This is a genomic window from Microcoleus sp. K4-B3 (assembly GCF_036704615.1).
Classification (GTDB): domain Bacteria; phylum Cyanobacteriota; class Cyanobacteriia; order Cyanobacteriales; family Microcoleaceae; genus Microcoleus.
Map to the genome: position 1 here is coordinate 72,060 of NZ_JAUBSF010000005.1, position 16,493 is coordinate 88,552.

Consider the following 16,493-nt stretch of genomic DNA (forward strand, 5'->3'; position numbering starts at 1 on the left):
TCACTCCGGCGACGCCAAGTTCTCCGGCTGCTTGAGTGCCGTTGCCGTCGGTGTCGTTAAATTTGATGCCGGTGATGGTACTCAGCGGTACGGGTATTGCTTGGTTGCCAAAATTCACTGTAGCAGGAGTAGTTTGACCGGCTGTCAGTATGACGGAAACCGGGTTAGCCGTAGTTGTTTGGCTTCCAGCCGGTACAACTTCCCGGACGCTGTAAGTACCTGCGGGCAAGTTGGGGAAAGTGAAACTGCCGTTGGCCCCGGTAGTTGCGGAAGTTTCGCCGGCACCGAGGATGCCGTCACCGTTTGTGTCGAGGAAAACAGTCACTCCGGCGACGCCAAGTTCTCCGGCTGCTTGAGTGCCGTTGCCGTCAGTGTCGTTGAATTTTATACCAGTGATGGTACTCAGGGGTACGACAACGGGAACAGGCTGTGCGGAAAATTCAGAAGTGTTGCCGGCGGCGTCGGTTGCTGTCGCGGTGATTAATTGACCTGCGGTGACTGCTGCTGGGAAAGTTTGATTAAAAGCAGCGTTGCCGGCGGCGTCAGTAGTTACCGGGACAGAAGCGATGAAGGTTTGACCTTGGGTGCCGGGGGGGGTGTTAGCAAAAAATTGGAGGGTGAAGTTGGTATTGGGGGTGCTGTTGAAGCTTCCCGCGACGGTGACGCTGCCAGCACTGGCGGTAGCGGTGGTGAGTACGGGGGTGTTTTGGAGGTTGTTTGCACCGGTGTCGGCGTCGCCCGCATCGTTGGCGGTGATGCCGTTGTTGCTGAGGTCGATGCCGATGCCAAGGTTGGCGAAGATGGAGTTGTTTTGGATGCTGTTGCCGGTGCCGGATGCAACAGCTACGCCGATATTGCCGTTGTTGGCGATGATATTTCCTTCACCTGCTGCTGTACCGCCGATCGCATTATTAGTTGCCGCAGCGGTAATCTGTACTCCGATTGAGCTATTGCCTAAGGGGCTAGTACCGTTGGCTGCAACGCCGATGAAATTGCCGCGCAAAGTGTTACCTGTTGCAGAGATGCCTGTAATCTGCACGCCTAAACCTGCGCTGAGACTGCTGTTGCCGGAAATGATATTGCCAGCGCCTGCGGCACTGCCGCCGATCGTATTGCTGGGTGCATTGTCTACAACGACGCCAATAATATTTGGCAAGGCAGCAGTGCCGGCGGCGTTGGTGCCGATGTAGTTGCCGAGTACCGAGTTGAGAGTGGCATTGGCGTTGAGAATTTGCACGCCGAAACCGTCATTGCCGGAAATGATGTTGCGATCGCCCGCAGCAGTCCCGCCGATCGTGTTGCTGGCAGCATCCTGTACGAGCACGCCAGTCAAGGTGTTGCCCAAGTCTGCTGTGCCGTTGACATCGGTGCCGATGAAGTTGCCCACGACTCTGTTGCCTGTGGCAGCGTTGCTGGTAGCAGGGGTGTTTTGAATGACTACACCGAAAGCATTATTGCCGGAAATGATGTTGCGCGCACCTGCGGTATTTCCGCCGATCGTGTTACCGGGGGCATTCTGAATCGCTACGCCAAAACCGACGTTGCCCAAGTCTGCGGTACCGTTGATGTCGGTGCCGATGAAGTTGCCCAGCACAGTGTTGCCTGTGGCTGTGGCACCATCGATAAACACGCCAGCGCTGCCATTGCCAGAAATCAAGTTGCGCTCGGCTACTGTGGTTCCGCCAACGATATTGTTAGAACCACCCGATATTTGCACGCCCGTCAAGGTATTGGGCAACGCAGCAGTACCAGCAGCGTTGGTGCCGATGATGTTGCCCAGCACAGTGTTGCCTGTGGCACCTGCGGCATTGATTAACACGCCGAAAGCATCGTTGCCAGAAATGATATTTCGATCGCCCGCAGCAGTCCCGCCGATCGTGTTGCCCGGTGCATTGTCAACTACTACGCCACTGCCACCGTTGCCCAAGTCTGCGGTACCGTTGGAATCGGTGCCGATGTAGTTGCCGAGTACAGAGTTGCCTGTGGCGGTATTACCTAAAATGAAGATTCCAGAACCCTGAAAGCGATTGATTGCCAGTCCGCGAATGGTGCTGCCACTGCCGGTGATGAGTATGCCGTTGGTTGTAGCCCCCGCATTGGTTCCATCGAGTTGGATCAGCGGGGTGCCGGCGAATCCAGGCTGAGAGGTGCCGTCGATGCTTACGGCCTCGGTAATTATTGGCAAAGAAGTGAGGAGCGCGATCGTCTGAACGCCTGCAGCGGGAATGTTGAAGTTAATAATATCCGCCCCAGCAAGGGCATTGGCTTGAGTAATTGCATTTCGCAGCGAACCAGGCCCAGCGTCAGCGGTATTAGTAACAGTAAACGTTGCCAAGGTGTGGGCGTAATTTGCCATTACCTCCGGCTCGATCGCCAATCCTGTTTTAATCGCTCCAGTAGCGTATTCAAGTAACCAGTTTCCGCCTTTTTGGGCACTCCCCGTAATATCTGCAGAAGCAGCAATATTAGCTTTTGTTAACTTGCTCAACTTTTGTACAAAAGCTTCTCCTTTTTCACCTGCTGCTACGTTGCAACCGTAAAGCAGAATTTCCCATCGATTTTGAATTGAGTTGACAGATGACGAAAACCACCGTTTCAAACTGTCGCGATATGTTTCTAAATTGTCGGAATTCAGCATAGTTTGCCCTAGCTGCAAACTTCCCGATTCCCCGTGAGAAATAATGTGAACGCTTTCTATACCTTGGCGGCTCTGCAGTGCTTCGGCAATTTGTTCGATGCCGTCCCGCGCCCGATCGACTAAAATTACCTCTGTACCGGCTTTAACACCGACCGCCAGACTCTGCCAATCTTCAACTGCTGAATCTACGAAGACTATTTGTTGGTTTTTCATAATTACTGTTACCCCATGCACCTAAGTAGGTTTTCAAAATGTTGTTTCCGTGCGATGATAGCCCCTACTTCAATCCACCACAAATACGGCTACCACAAAACCCGCCTTCAACTCAGTAAAAGTTGCACAGACAAAGCTTTACAATCATCTATTTCTGTGATTTTTCTCAATGTGTTGGAGCTGGAATGTTGCTCGATCGCACTTTTTCATTCTCAACTTTCTCAACTTTAAAAAAAAGGACTTCATGTACAACTAGCTTGTTCCCGATTTCGGAAATTATTCAAAAAATATAAATATAATTTACACAACTTAATGTTCTATTTTTTACTAAGTACACTTTTGTGAAAAAGAATCCAACTCTACGCAAATTCCAAACCCAGAGAGTGATAAGTATCCAGCAATTATTCAATCTCAAATCTCAAATCTCAAATCTCAAACCGCAGGACTGGGATTTTGGCAAATTCAGCGTATCGCTCATAACATAGAGAAATAGTCGCCTTCATGGCATCATAGAAACTTGTCCCTCACATAATTGAAATCGATGACCGCTCAAAACTCCCCAGTTTCCCCCGTCACCTGGCTCGAAGACCGAGTTCTGCTAATTGACCAAAACCGACTGCCGAAAGAATACGGTGTAGTCGAAATTAGCCGCTGCGAAGATATGGCTGAGGCGATTAAAACTATGATAGTCCGAGGTGCCCCGGCAATTGGGGTAGCAGCAGCTTACGGGATGTATTTGGGGGCGCGAGAAATCGAAACGGGCGATCGTACCGAATTTCTCGCTAAACTAGAAGAAGTTGGGGACTTATTGCGATCGACTCGTCCCACAGCGGTTAATTTGTTTTGGGCAATATCGCGAATGCTCAAAACAGCCGAGAAAACTAGCGGTTCCGTCGAACAAGTGCAAAAAACTTTGTTAGAAATGGCTAAAACCATTCAAGCAGAAGACTTGCAAACTTGTAAAGATATCGGCGACAAAGGTTTAGAAGTTCTGCCCGCTACACCCGAAAAATTGAACTTACTAACTCACTGCAATGCAGGTGCATTAGCAACAGCAGGCTACGGTACTGCCTTAGGTGTATTTCGTTCTGCTTGGCGAGAAGGAAGACTCGGAAGAGTTTTTGCAGACGAAACTCGGCCCCGTCTCCAAGGTGCAAAACTCACCACTTGGGAATGCGTGCAAGAAGGAATTCCCGTGACATTAATAGCCGACAATATGGCCGCTCACTGCATGAAACTCGGCATGATTCACGCGGTAGTTGTCGGTGCAGATAGAATCGCTGCTAACGGCGACGCTGCCAATAAAATTGGCACTTACAGTTTAGCAATTGTTGCCAAAGCTCACAACGTCCCGTTTTTTGTCGCTGCGCCTCTGTCAACAATTGATTTTGAACTTTCAGACGGCAGCAAAATCCCCATTGAACAACGCGATCCAGTTGAAATGTATCAAGTTGGAACTACGCGAATTTGTCCTGTGGGAGTCGAGTTTTACAATCCCGCTTTTGACGTAACTCCTGCGGAATTAATCTCAGGAATTATTACAGAACACGGCACGGTTGCTCCTGGGGCATTGAAACAGTTTCAGGCAAAACAATTAGTTTAATTATATGTTCTTCAACCGCTCATTCCACCTGGTTTCTGTGAAATTAAGCAGGATTTATAGCAGCAGCAACTGGCAGTTCAAAGTTGCAATCGCAGCTCTAACTCTGCCAGTTGTTTTCAGTCCAGTCTCGGAAGCTCAAGTTTCACCAACGCTTAAAGCTAAGGAAGCAGAAGCCAAAAAATTTGTGGGTTCGATGAATAAAGCTCAGCAAGTTTACTATTCTGAAAAAGCAGGTTTTACAAGTTCTGTTTCCAATCTATTGGTTTATATGGGTCTCCAAATTAAACCTGACGCAGCCAATTACAGCTACTCGATCGGCATGGTGAAAAAAGGTGCTGTATTTAACTACGGAGTCTCGAAGCAAGCTAATCTAAAAAGTTTTGTGGGGGGAGTCTTTTTGGTGGGAAACAAAACCCAAACTATCTTGTGTCTAAATGCAGCCACTGGCAAAATTAAACCAGCTAATCCAACTAATACCAAAGGGGTTTTAGCCTGCGGTGCTAATACAGCCAAAGTTACTCAATAAATAAATTATGTCTAATTTACTGGGTAATTTAGCAAATAACTGGATAGTAAATGCAGATTTAGCTAAGCAATTGCTGGAACAAGAAGCTACTCTTCTAGATGCTCGCGAACCTATTTTAAAGTGGTTTTGCCGTCTCCGACCAGCTATTCCCGTAACTTGGCAGGAATTTTCGCGATCTGACTTTCCCCACAAGGGAAAAATTATCGAAAATAACACAGTTTTAACTCAAAAACTGCAAGCAATTGGCATTTATCAAGACAAACCTGTCATCGTCGTTGCCGATTCCATGAAAGGGTGGGGCGAAGACGGGCGAATTGTTTGGATGTTGCGGACTTTGGGACACGAAAAAGCCGTTTTTGTCGATGGAGGATATCGAGCCTTTATCAAAGGTGGAATTAATCGAGTAAAAGCTACAAAGACTCCACCGAAAACTGGAGATTTTGTAATATCTCGCCGCTCGAATTGGGAAATTCAGCGGGATGAGTTGAAAGCTATTTTAGGCAATGATAATTTAGTAGTTATCGACGCCAGAGAGCGGCGAGAATATGCAGGTAAAACGCCTTACGGAGAACAGCGGGGCGGCCACATTCCCGGTGCGGTTCACCTCTATTACAAACAGTTAATGGACAAACAGGGAAAACTGCTGGCTCGCGGGGAAATTGTCGCTATTTTGCAGCAAAAAGGAGTTTCGCAGTCAACTCAAATTGTGAGTTATTGCTCCGGGGGAATTCGCTCTGCATGGTTGACTTGCGTCTTGACAAATGTGGGATTTTGTGCTAAGAATTATGCAGGTTCAATGTGGGAATGGTCGGCTTCGCCGGCAGATAGCTATCCCCTTTCAATCAGCCTTTTAGGGGCCGGCTAGAAGCCCAACCCCTACTCCCCACAAGAAAATTAACTCTTCGCTTCACAGGCCCGAAAGCCTGTTCTTATTCAAGAAGTCGGGAATCTAAAACAAGAGCGTTTCAGGTTGAGAATCTCAACCGACTTGTTCGATATACTGAGCGAGATCGTCGCGCAGGCGGCTGAGTTCGGCTTCGGTGGTCACGCGCACGCGATCGTCCCGAACCGTAATCAGCACTTTCGCAGCAAAAGGAGTTGGCCAGATATTCGGGTTGCAGAAAACTTCCAAAAATACATCCCCTGCATAGCGATATTCCATGGGTTTCTGGGGAGAAGCTTTAGCGCCAGCGGTTTTGGCTGCTACAGCTTTCAAGCTTTCCATCAAAGCTGCAATTTCGTTTTGCAAATCCCGCGCGGCTTGCGGAGAAAAGCTAAAGGAGACAGAACCTTCGACTAAATTCAGTGTCAGCGGAGAAAGAGACATGGGCAATGAAATTTAACATACAATTGTTAATGATAAAAGATATAGTAACCCAAAAGAAGTACATTCCCGCTCAATTGGACTGCGAGAATGCTATTAATTAAAATTTATCTCAAGAAGCTAGGCTAAATTAATGAATATAAATCTAGTCGCAAGCTAGATTCCGCAATACTTTTAACCTGTGATGACTTGATAAGCTTTAAACTAGAAACCAGAAAACTTGACGGCCGATCGAGGAGATTTTATGGTTGCCGATAACCGTTCCGAAGTCCGCAAGGTTTTAATAATTACCTTATTGCTAAACTTGCTGGTGATGGCAATTAAAGCAGCCGTGGGATGGCTGACTGGTTCTCTCAGTTTGCTGGCAGATGCTTTGCACAGTGTCACGGACAGCGCTAATAATATTTTAGGATTGGTAACTAATCATTATGCCAACCCGCAGCCCGATCGCGATCATCCCTACGGACACCAAAAATTTGACGCTCTCGGAGCTCTGGGAATTGCTGCTTTTCTGGGAATTGCCTGTTTTGAAATTCTCAGCGGTGCTGTCGAAAGGCTGCTCAAAGGTGGCACAGTTGTCAAAATATCGCCAAATGAACTGTGGATTTTGCTGATTGTACTGGGGATTAATATTTTTGTCACTTTTTACGAGCGCAGAGTTGGCCAACGTCTCGGTAGCGCGATTTTAGTGGCTGACGCTCAGCACACGATGAGCGATGTTTGGGTGACAATTATGGTCATCGGCGGGTTGATCGGTGTTTGGCAAGGGCAGGTTTGGAATATACCTCAACTGCAATTCCTGGATGTGTTTTTGTCTTTTCCTGTGGCTGTTTTGGTGTTTAGCAGCGGTTGGAAGGTTTTAAGGGAAAATCTGCCTTGGTTGGTGGATGAAATGGCGATCACACCGGAGATTATTCACGCGATCGCGATCGATGTACCGGGGGTTGTCAACTGTCACTCGATCGCCTCCCGTGGCGTTGTAGGGCGTCAAGTATTTATTGAGATGCACATGATTGTGGATGCTGTCGATGTAGAAACAGCTCACCGGATTACAGAAAAAGTAGAAGCCCGTTTGGAAGAACGTTTCAGCCCTGTACGCATCTTAATTCACGTTGAGCCGCCGGCTTACGAGTCCGACCAAATTAGCTACGATTCTGAAAAATGAAGGAACAACCAGTGATTTTGACACGGATACAGGGATTAATTGAAGAATCGGGAAAGTATTTTTACTTACCGCAATTCCTCCAATTTTTTAAATCCTATCAATCGGGTTAGAGCGATCGCACTTAATTTATTGCTAGTTTTCCACAGGAAAAGGGGGGTTTTCCACAGAAATCGGCAAGTTTTCCACAATAGCTTTGATAATTATCGGGCAAGAGACTATTGGTACAAGTTCCGAGTTTTTTGGATTTCTACGGCCATTTTCTGTCGCAAGTTCCAAGGTAGCAGAATTTCGACTTCTGAACCTAAAGCGCGCAACCACCTCAGCGGGTAGTAGTCTGTCTCTCGGTAAGTGACTTGGTAGTAAGCATCGTCGGTTGGGCGAGACTGGAGGATTTGTAAAAGTGCCGATCGGTGTTCTGGGTTGGGAGTGTATTGTTTGATTAATGTGGCGGCGCGATCGATATCTATGGCGGTACAGGTATGGTGAATGCTGATTCCCTGCATATAACTTTGATGAAAAGTGCGATCGAACCGCAATACCATCAGTGCAGTTTCTTTATAAAAATCGCAGCCCCAAGCTTCTTTTAACATATCGTTAACTGTTTTGGGAGTTGGCAGGTTATTTTCCTGATATTTTTCCTTGAGTAATTGCGGAACCCGAGAATCTTGCCAATCCAAGGATTCTAGACGTTTTGAAATAATGCGATCGAGCCGATATTTGTACCAATTAATTTCACCTCTGGGGGTGCTGCCGTAGGCACACAAATATTTAGCTCGATCCATAAAGTAAATACAAACAGGATAAACAACGCACTCTTTAATCTGATTTTGATGAGCGCTGCGATAAGTTAATAGCAAAGGAGCGATATTTTGAGAATCCCACATTTCCTGCAAATCGCTCTGAAATTGATCGACAGCATCTTGCATGGGACTAGATTCGGGTACGAGATAATCAACGTACAAAAAGACGCGGTGATTATCTTCATCAACTACCTCTTCTGAAAATTGGTCGGCTAATAAAGGCAAACTTGGGTCGAGAAAACTAAACATCCCCAAAGTAGCAGCGAGATAAGCCTGTGTTTTTGGAGTCAAATTGCTGTCTGTATTGGGGTTTTCTGTTAGACGGGAAATTGGCGGTATTTGTTCAACTCGGCGGTAGTTTTTACTTCTACCCGTCACGCTGGTTAACCGTTGCAGCAAATTCCGACTTACCAAGAAATCGAAGTCATTTTGCAGCGATTTTCGTACCTGAGCGAATAACTTTTCTGCTAAGAGCTTGTCTAAATCAGCATCGGCAATAGCTATTTGTTTTTGCAAAGAATGCCGCCACTGATTTACAGATACATTCCATTTTGTCAACCACTGTTGCGTTGTTTTGTTGCAAGCACAATTCGGGTCTGAATAGTTAAGAATATCTTCCTGCTTTTCATCTTTGTAATTTTTGCCAAAGAAAGCTTCGCGCCAATCAGCATAGGTAAAGGGACTGCTAAGGGCAATATATCCCTCGTCGCTGTACAGCCAACTTACCAAAACCCATAACCTGATGGCGCGGGTGAGATTTTGCATTTGGTCGAGAGTTCCGTTGGCGAAATCCTCTAGGAGTCTGGGGTGTGGCGGATTGCGAAATGTTGGGTTCATGGTGGGTTGAGGGATTTAAATTGTGTTTTATAGCGTAAGGGCGATCGGAAGGGGGTGTTTCCGATAGTATGCAATAATCCGGGAGATCGAGTGGGAATAGCTGATGACTACTTACAAGATTGAACTTCAGGGTGAAGTGTTAAAAATTGGATTTGGAGAAGCTGCTCAAAACGACCAAATTGTGCGAGATGCGGCGGCTCGTTTGGCAGAAATGAGCAATTCTGGGGAATTGTCGGGAGGCCGGCTAATTAAAATTAATGGGCCGGCATCTGTACCTGTAGCTTGTGTTTTGGTTCACAAAGTTTCTCATATTTACGGTGCAGTTGGAGTTTTCGATCCCAAATTGGAAAAATATGTAATTGCTATTACTCACAATCCTGAGTATAATTTGGGTGACTTAGTTGATTGATAGTTCGCTAGGTAATTGAGGAAGTTTTAGATATGACATCACAAGAAGTTGCTCTCCAAGTTATTCAGCAAGCTATCTGCGCTTTAGCAGATTGGGCTGAGGCCACATTACCCGATGGATGTCAGTTTTTAACTGAAAATCCAGCCGTGACTAAAGCGAAAGGATTATTGTCATGGCAGGACGATACGCACATAAGTTACTTGGAGTTGCTATTTGATGCTGTCAAGTTTTCAGAGGATAACGAACGAAATAAGCAACACTATTGTCCGGCAGTGGCTATTCATGCTAGCGATGATTCTTACCCATCTATTCCTTACCCGTTGACAGAACATCCTGATTTAAAAACATATAAAATCATTGTCAAACAAGAGTTAGAAAATATTGGAGAACAAAACTGGCAAAACTTATCGCTGCTAACTCTGATCTTAGAGAAGTATGGTTCTTGTCTCAGCTTTGGCGAGGGGAATATTGCTTTTATAGATATGGCGCGATCGACTGCGGCTGTTGCTTGTGCGATCGCTCACAATCCAAAAGCAGATAACATTTGTTTAATTGCCGGCGATTTATCGGGAATTCAAAATTTTATTTACACTATCTCTTCTGATGGAGCGCTTAAATCTCTCCGTGCCAGAAGTTTTTATCTGGAATTAGTAGCAGAAGAAATTGTGCAGCAACTTTTGGAAAAGCTAAATTTACCGCGTACCAGTGTTATCTATGCTGGTGGTGGAAACTTGTATTTGTTAGCACCGGCTACTGAAAAGACTAAAACTGTTGTTGGGCAAGTACAAACTGATTTCAATAAATGGTTGCTTGGGAAATTTCAAGCTAAAATTTTCTTGGCTTTAGCTGTCTCAGAACCTTTCCCCGTCGCAGATGTAGCGAACGCTAACTTTGCAAATCGTTGGAATAACGCTATCAAACAAGTAAACAAACAAAAGTCTCGTAAATTTTCTAACGAAATTGGTGATTTACTCGCTCTTAAAATTAGCTACGAACAAAAATGCCGAGTTTGTCATCGAGACGATACGGAAGATTTAGATATACTAAATCGAAATGAGGTAGATTCTGTATTAGCTTGTCCCACTTGTCGGGAGATGTTTGATTTGGGGAGTAAATTGTTAAAAACTGAGGTAATTATCCGTTCTTCTGAACAACAAATACAAAGTGATACGCATACAATTAGTTTGGCTTTGCCAACAGGCCAGAGATACTATCACATTTTTTCAAGCTGGAAGCAAATTATTCAGGATGCCGATACAGCATTATTAGTTAACGACTGGGAAGTTCAACATTATCAATTTCGTCATTTTCGCAATTCAGCACCTTTATTATTGGGTAACTATGCAAGAGAAAGCCTAAAAGAACCCGGTACAACAATGCGTGCGGGAGAGTTAGCAGAAAAGTCGGAAGGTATTAAGCGAGTAGGATATTTGCGGATGGATGTTGACAATCTAGGCAAAATTTTTGCTAAAGGTTTAGGAAAGAAACACTCATTGCCCAGATTAGCTGGACTTTCCCGCCAGATGAGTTATTTCTTTAAAACTTACCTCAACAGCTTGGCCAAAAATCGGAATACCAATTTTATAGAATCATTACAAAATCCTAAGTATTTAACAGGAAAATCACGTCTTGAAGTAGTATTTATTTATGCAGGAGGTGATGATTTATTTGTCAGCGGCGCTTGGAACCAAGTCGTTGAATTTGCCTTTGATGTTTATCAAGCTTTTCGAGCTTACACGGGTAACAATCAAGATATCACTTTATCGGGTGGAATCAGTATCAACGATATCAAGTTTCCCTTGTATCAAGCAGCTAGTGAATCAGGTGCAGCGGAGGAAGCTGCAAAAGGAAACGGTAGAGATAGTTTAGGATTATTTGGAGAGGTATTTAAATGGGATGAATGGTTGGGATCAGTTAAGGTAAAGGTTATAGAAGAAACAATCAAGTATCTAAATCCAGAAAAATTACCTAGTTTGTTTGGCATTTTACCTTTTGTCCAGAAACTCTATAATATAGACAATAACTATTCTCGAAGCTTTGTCAGAAATCTACTCAACACTGCTCAAGTTCAAAATCACATGATTAAGGAGATTAAGGAAAAACGAAAACAACGACATTATCAAAATCAAGAGCAAGATATTCGCTATTATCTGCACTTGCCCAAAGTTGCTTATACTTTAGCTCGATTACCTAAGAAAGTGTTGGATGATGATGATTTCCGTAAATCATTAAAGAGTCCGTATAATGCACCTTATTTTCAAGCGCTCGCAACTTGGATAGAACTACTCACTCGAAAAGATAGCCATGACTCAAATAACGATTAAAACCAAACACATTTTTGAAGAGAACTAACTATGGCACAATTACCAAACAAACCTAATCCTTCACCGAGAAGTGATCGCTCAAATCAACCTTCTTCTAGTAATAGTCAAAATCGAGCGAAGCAACACGATATAACTGCTGAAGGACAAAGAAATGAAGATATCGTGACCACAATGGTAAAAAAAATTGATGGGTTCAAGATAGGGCTGAGGGAGTATAAAATTCGAGAGATAGTTGAAGATACAAACGAGTTAGGAAAAATCCTTGCAGTTAAAGGGGATAAAGGATTGAAGACTAACCAAATTCGTAAATTTTTAGATGCCATTAACCGTTTTAAAGTGCAGCAGAGAAAAAACACTGGATTTTCCGAGAATCATAGAGATGAATTACATATTCTAAGATATCAACTAGCCTATGCGGCAGCTAGACAAAAAAAGAAGGATAGCGATCCAGTGGAACCTTTGAAAAAAGTTTTGGAAGCAGCCATTAAACAGACTGGTGTTACTGGTAATGACTTAGAACGTTTAGAGGATTTTAATCGTCTCGTTCAACTTGTTGAATCAATCGTCGCTTATCACAAAGCAGCAGGAGGAAAAGATCAATGACCGTATCAACGACTGACAGACCTCAAAAGCAACTTCTTGGCAAGCTTCATGTCAAAAGCATTCTTATAGTAGAAACAGGACTGCACATAGGTGGTGGTGGTGAAGCACTCAACATTGGTGGACTCGATAAACCCGTCATTCGCGATCCCATCACTCAACATCCTTATTTACCTGGTTCATCAATCAAAGGAAAACTGCGCTCTATTTTAGAACGGCTTCTGAATAAACCATTAAATCGTAAAGGAAGCCGAGATACTTATCGCTATGAAAGTGGTGACTTAGTGGATGGAGTTACAGAGATAGACGCACAATACGTCAAATTTCAAGGAGCAAGAACTTGCGAAGTCTCTCGTGTTTTTGGATCTACTGGTGTAAAGTGCTGGATTGAAACCGAAATAGCTCGTCGAGAAGAACTGCTTGAGGATAAAAGTGAGTCAAAGCAGATTGATGGCAAGGCATATTCAAAAATTACAGGACGTAATGCACCAGCGCGTTTAATTGTTCGTGACTGCCATTTAATTGAAGACTCTGCTAAAGAACTCGAAAGCATTGATACTGGATTATACATGACAGAGTGGAAGTTTGAAAATGGACTCGATCGCGTCACAGCAGCAGCAAATCCCAGACAAGTAGAGCGAGTTCCGAAAGGTGCCAAATTCCTGTTTGAGATGGTTTATACAGTTGAAGATGCTACTCAGGCACGAGAAGATTTGAGAAATATTTTGCGTGCAATCCTGGTTCTGGAAGATGATGCTTTAGGGGGACATGGTTCTCGTGGCTATGGCAAGATTAAATTTCAAAAATTAGAATTTTGCTACCGAGATTATCATAGCATTAACGAAGAAGGAAGTAGTGCGCTGAGTTTACCATCTTGCAATGAACTACCTGAACCAATCGAGGATACAACAAAGTTATCAGAAAGGTTTGATGAAATTCAGAAACTTTTACCATAGGGATGTCAAAAATGAGGATCTGGAAATTATTCAAACTCAACTTTGGGCGCAACCCCGTTCACTTTGGCGAGTTGGGAATCGGGATAGAAGAAACCAGCGAACGAGTCCATTCAGACACACTGTTTAGTGCATGGGTGAGTGTTTATGCTCGATTATTTGGCCAAGTCGTGGTTGAGGGGTTGTTGAGAGAAATTCAAGAAGAACCTTCATTTCGTCTGAGTTCTACCTTTACTTATCGGCAAGTAGATGGTAAACCAATTTACTATCTACCCCGTCCTTTGCAGCGACCAATTAACTATCCCGAAGATGATTTTGAGTTTACCAAAGCTTACAAGAAGTTAAACTATCTTCCTCTGGAAATCTGGCAGCGATGGTATCAAGGAAAAGGATTTATAGAAAGTGATCGCCTAGAACTAATCGCCAAAACAAAAGGTCAAGCAAATGGCGATTTACAAAAAGCAGGCACTTTTGACTGCGGTGAAGCTTCTAAAAAAGCAAAAATTCCCAAAATAGCAGTCGATCGCACCACAAGAGCTACTAACCTCTATTCTACAGGATTTGTTAAATTTGCAGAAAATTCAGGGTTATATTTTGTAGCTGAATTTGATAACCAAAATATAGCGAATACTTTCTTAGCAGTTTTAAACTTTCTAGGTGAAGAAGGATTAGGTGGCGAACGTTCTAGCGGTGCGGGACAGTTTAAGGTTGAACCAGACGAGTTAACCCTGCCTTGGAAACAAGTTATCGAATTCCCTAGCAAAAACTATTACAGTCTTATCAGTCTTTTTTGGGAAAATCCTTTACCTAGCGGTTGCTTGGAAAATGCCAGCTATGAATTACAAAAGCGAGGCGGATGGATTTCATCTTCTCCCTCTGGCAGTCAGCGTCGTCGCAAGTCATTACAAATGTTTGCTGAAGGTTCAGTTTTTCCTCTTAAACCACAAGGAAAATTAGCAAATGTAACACCAGATGGTTTTAGGCATCATCAGATTTATCGGAGTGGCATTAGTTTGAGCTTACCCATTCAAGTACAAAGTAACTAAAAATCATGGTTTCTACTTCCGAAAATACTCTTAGTAAACCAGAAGTTTATGAAACGAAGTGTATCCAGCTTACCAGTCCGATTCTGCATATTGGTTCGGAAGTGTCTCAACTGAGTTGGTTTGAATATGTACAAACGAGCGATCGCGTTTATTTACCAGATCGAGAAGCTTTAGCTAAAGCCTTAAACCAGAGAGGAAAGTTACAGGAGTATATTCGCCGAATAGAAGAGCGAGAAGAAATTACCTCGCTGCTAAAAGATGCTTTTGGTGACAACTGGCAAACTAAAAAATTCGATGGTGAACTAATTTTTCCCAAAACTGGTATCAATCGCAACTGGACTGATGAAACAATTACCGATTTGCGTCCGATGATTCGTAATGGATTCGGACAGCGTTACATTCCCGGTTCTTCAATTAAGGGTGCGATTCGGACTGCGATCGCCTACCATCTTCTCAAACGCGAAGTAGATTATCGCGTCCCCTTGTCAATACCATTTTCAAACCGAGTTAGCGAGATAGAGGCTAGGCTACATGATAGCATGGGAGCAATCAAACACAATGCAAAATTTACTGACGATCGACTCTTCATGGATAGTTTATTCACTGATTTTGAGCTATCATATCAAGGGCGATCGGTCAAAAGCAAAATTGGGCCTAACACGGACTTTATGCGAGCCATTAAAGTCACCGATTCTCAGCCTTTGCTAGAATTCAAAAGAGTCACTAAGCAAGGAAAGAATGTATTTTTTAACTTACCTATAGTTGCTGAAGTTATTGTCTCCAGCCGCTTTCCAGATTATAAGGCAAAATATCGCGCTCCGATTTATGCGGAAATGGTTCGCAACGTGCAGACTGAATTTACCATCAGTCTGGATACGGAAATGCTGCAATGGTTCACTCACAACGAAGGGATGCAAATACCGTTTAAAAATCTGGATGAACTGCTGAAAATTTGTCAAGAGTTTGCTCAAGAGCAATGGGATGCTGAACACGATTATTGGGAGGATATCAAAAATAATCGCTCTCAAGGTAAAGACTTAAATTTCAGCTATATTCAGGAACTATACGAACCGACTGAGTGCCCTTATAGCTTAAGGGTTGGTTGGGCAAGCGGAATGTTGGGAACTACGGTTAGTTTATGTCTTGATGAGAAATTGGTAGCAGAAATCCGTGATACTTGCGGAAGCAAAGCACCGGGTTTTGAAGCACCAAAATCGCGGCGGACTGTTGTAGATCATAAGGGCGATATCAAATATGTACCTGGATGGGTAAAGTTTAAGCCATGCTAATTCGTTCTACCTGGACATTAACTGTATCCGAACCCGCTCTTTTGCCGCGCGCCTACCATTTAGAATTGGTGAAGGAGTTGCATCGCCGATTAGACTTAGAAGTCGGGAGTGAGGCTGTACCTTCTGTAAGTTTTTCAGGAATTCAGGGTTTCTACCAAGTTTCAAAAGATTTTCAGACGTTTACACCAGATGAGTTTTATACCTTGTCTTTGTCTGGCTTGCAGGAAAATGCTGCAAAAGCGATCGCCTCCTTAAATCTCTCACCATCTCTCGAATTTCTAGGTGCTAAATTTGATATAATTAATCGAGAAGATGAAATCAGCAGCTACGAACAACTTTACACAGAACTTGTAGCCAATGAACCCGAACCCGTCCGCCGCTTCGACCTTAAATTTACAACTCCGACTGCTTTCGCGCAAGGTTCTACGCACTTAGCTTTACCCGTTCCCAATCAGATGTTTCGCAGTTGGTTAGAAAGGTGGAATCACTTTGCTCCTGTTTATTTGGGGAGTGATGAATTAATCGCTTATTTGAGTCAGGCTGTTTTATTAAAACACCACAACATTCAAACGCGATCGCACCAGTTGCCGAGAGGATATGTAAATGGGTTTGTTGGCAAAGTAACGCTGCAAATTCCTTACCGCACTGATGCTTTGCTGGCTAATGTAGGGAATTTACTGATTCAATACAGTCAGTATGCAGGTACGGGAATTAAAACCCGTTTGGGAATGGGTCAAACCAAGATTAAACTAGATTAAGGAGCTTA

General features: G+C 43.9%; 14 protein-coding genes. 11 read left to right on the plus strand and 3 right to left on the minus strand.

What is annotated here, in order from left to right:
- A partial coding sequence (locus tag QUA78_RS04480) for a DUF4347 domain-containing protein (RefSeq protein ID WP_333398605.1) occupies positions 1 to 2,851 on the minus strand: 2,851 nt, incomplete at its 3' end.
- Between the two features lie 541 nt (positions 2,852 to 3,392).
- Between QUA78_RS04480 and mtnA the strand changes: the two genes are divergently transcribed.
- From mtnA to QUA78_RS04495, 3 genes are read left to right on the plus strand one after another with little or no spacing between them, the layout of a single operon-like run.
- A complete protein-coding gene (gene mtnA, locus QUA78_RS04485) occupies positions 3,393 to 4,454 on the plus strand; it encodes an S-methyl-5-thioribose-1-phosphate isomerase (protein WP_333299850.1) in 1,062 nt (353 codons plus the stop codon).
- Between the two features lie 37 nt (positions 4,455 to 4,491).
- Complete coding sequence (locus QUA78_RS04490) at positions 4,492 to 4,980, plus strand: type IV pilin-like G/H family protein (protein ID WP_333398606.1); 489 nt, start codon at positions 4,492 to 4,494, stop codon at positions 4,978 to 4,980.
- Between the two features lie 7 nt (positions 4,981 to 4,987).
- On the plus strand, positions 4,988 to 5,845 hold the full coding sequence (locus tag QUA78_RS04495; protein WP_333299852.1) for a rhodanese-like domain-containing protein: 858 nt from the start codon (positions 4,988 to 4,990) through the stop codon (positions 5,843 to 5,845).
- Positions 5,846 to 5,959: 114 nt separating this feature from the next.
- On the opposite strand, the gene QUA78_RS04500 is transcribed toward QUA78_RS04495, so the two are convergent.
- Positions 5,960 to 6,307 (minus strand): hypothetical protein, encoded by a 348-nt coding sequence (locus QUA78_RS04500; RefSeq protein ID WP_333189233.1) that lies wholly within the window; start codon positions 6,305 to 6,307, stop codon positions 5,960 to 5,962.
- Positions 6,308 to 6,548: 241 nt separating this feature from the next.
- Here QUA78_RS04500 and QUA78_RS04505 point away from each other — a divergent pair, with 241 nt between their 5' ends.
- Entirely contained in the window at positions 6,549 to 7,469 is a 921-nt protein-coding gene (locus tag QUA78_RS04505) for a cation diffusion facilitator family transporter (protein WP_333299853.1), read from the plus strand.
- A gap of 215 nt (positions 7,470 to 7,684) precedes the next feature.
- Here the strand turns inward: QUA78_RS04505 and QUA78_RS04510 are convergent, their stop codons facing one another.
- Positions 7,685 to 9,106, minus strand: a complete 1,422-nt coding sequence (locus tag QUA78_RS04510) for a TIGR03985 family CRISPR-associated protein (RefSeq protein WP_333299854.1) — start codon at positions 9,104 to 9,106, stop codon at positions 7,685 to 7,687.
- A 103-nt stretch (positions 9,107 to 9,209) separates the two neighbouring features.
- Between QUA78_RS04510 and QUA78_RS04515 the strand changes: the two genes are divergently transcribed.
- From QUA78_RS04515 to cas6, 7 genes are read left to right on the plus strand one after another with little or no spacing between them, the layout of a single operon-like run.
- Complete coding sequence (locus QUA78_RS04515) at positions 9,210 to 9,515, plus strand: CRISPR-associated protein Csx3 (RefSeq protein ID WP_333299855.1); 306 nt, start codon at positions 9,210 to 9,212, stop codon at positions 9,513 to 9,515.
- A 32-nt stretch (positions 9,516 to 9,547) separates the two neighbouring features.
- Positions 9,548 to 11,839, plus strand: coding sequence for a type III-A CRISPR-associated protein Cas10/Csm1 (cas10, locus tag QUA78_RS04520; protein WP_333299856.1), 2,292 nt, complete (start codon positions 9,548 to 9,550; stop codon positions 11,837 to 11,839).
- A gap of 30 nt (positions 11,840 to 11,869) precedes the next feature.
- Positions 11,870 to 12,442, plus strand: coding sequence for a type III-A CRISPR-associated protein Csm2 (csm2, locus tag QUA78_RS04525; RefSeq protein WP_333299857.1), 573 nt, complete (start codon positions 11,870 to 11,872; stop codon positions 12,440 to 12,442).
- Positions 12,439 to 13,395, plus strand: a complete 957-nt coding sequence (gene csm3, locus QUA78_RS04530; RefSeq protein WP_333299858.1) for a type III-A CRISPR-associated RAMP protein Csm3 — start codon at positions 12,439 to 12,441, stop codon at positions 13,393 to 13,395. Before csm2 ends, csm3 begins: the two co-directional genes overlap by 4 nt.
- A gap of 11 nt (positions 13,396 to 13,406) precedes the next feature.
- Positions 13,407 to 14,438 carry a type III-A CRISPR-associated RAMP protein Csm4 gene (csm4, locus tag QUA78_RS04535; RefSeq protein WP_333299859.1) on the plus strand — a complete coding sequence of 344 codons (1,032 nt, stop codon included), beginning with the start codon at positions 13,407 to 13,409 and terminating at the stop codon, positions 14,436 to 14,438.
- A 5-nt stretch (positions 14,439 to 14,443) separates the two neighbouring features.
- Positions 14,444 to 15,727, plus strand: coding sequence for a type III-A CRISPR-associated RAMP protein Csm5 (gene csm5 / locus QUA78_RS04540; protein WP_333299860.1), 1,284 nt, complete (start codon positions 14,444 to 14,446; stop codon positions 15,725 to 15,727).
- A complete protein-coding gene (gene cas6 / locus QUA78_RS04545) occupies positions 15,721 to 16,485 on the plus strand; it encodes a CRISPR system precrRNA processing endoribonuclease RAMP protein Cas6 (RefSeq protein WP_333299861.1) in 765 nt (254 codons plus the stop codon). The genes csm5 and cas6 overlap by 7 nt, the downstream gene beginning before the upstream one ends.
- The last annotated feature ends 8 nt before the right edge of the window (positions 16,486 to 16,493 follow it).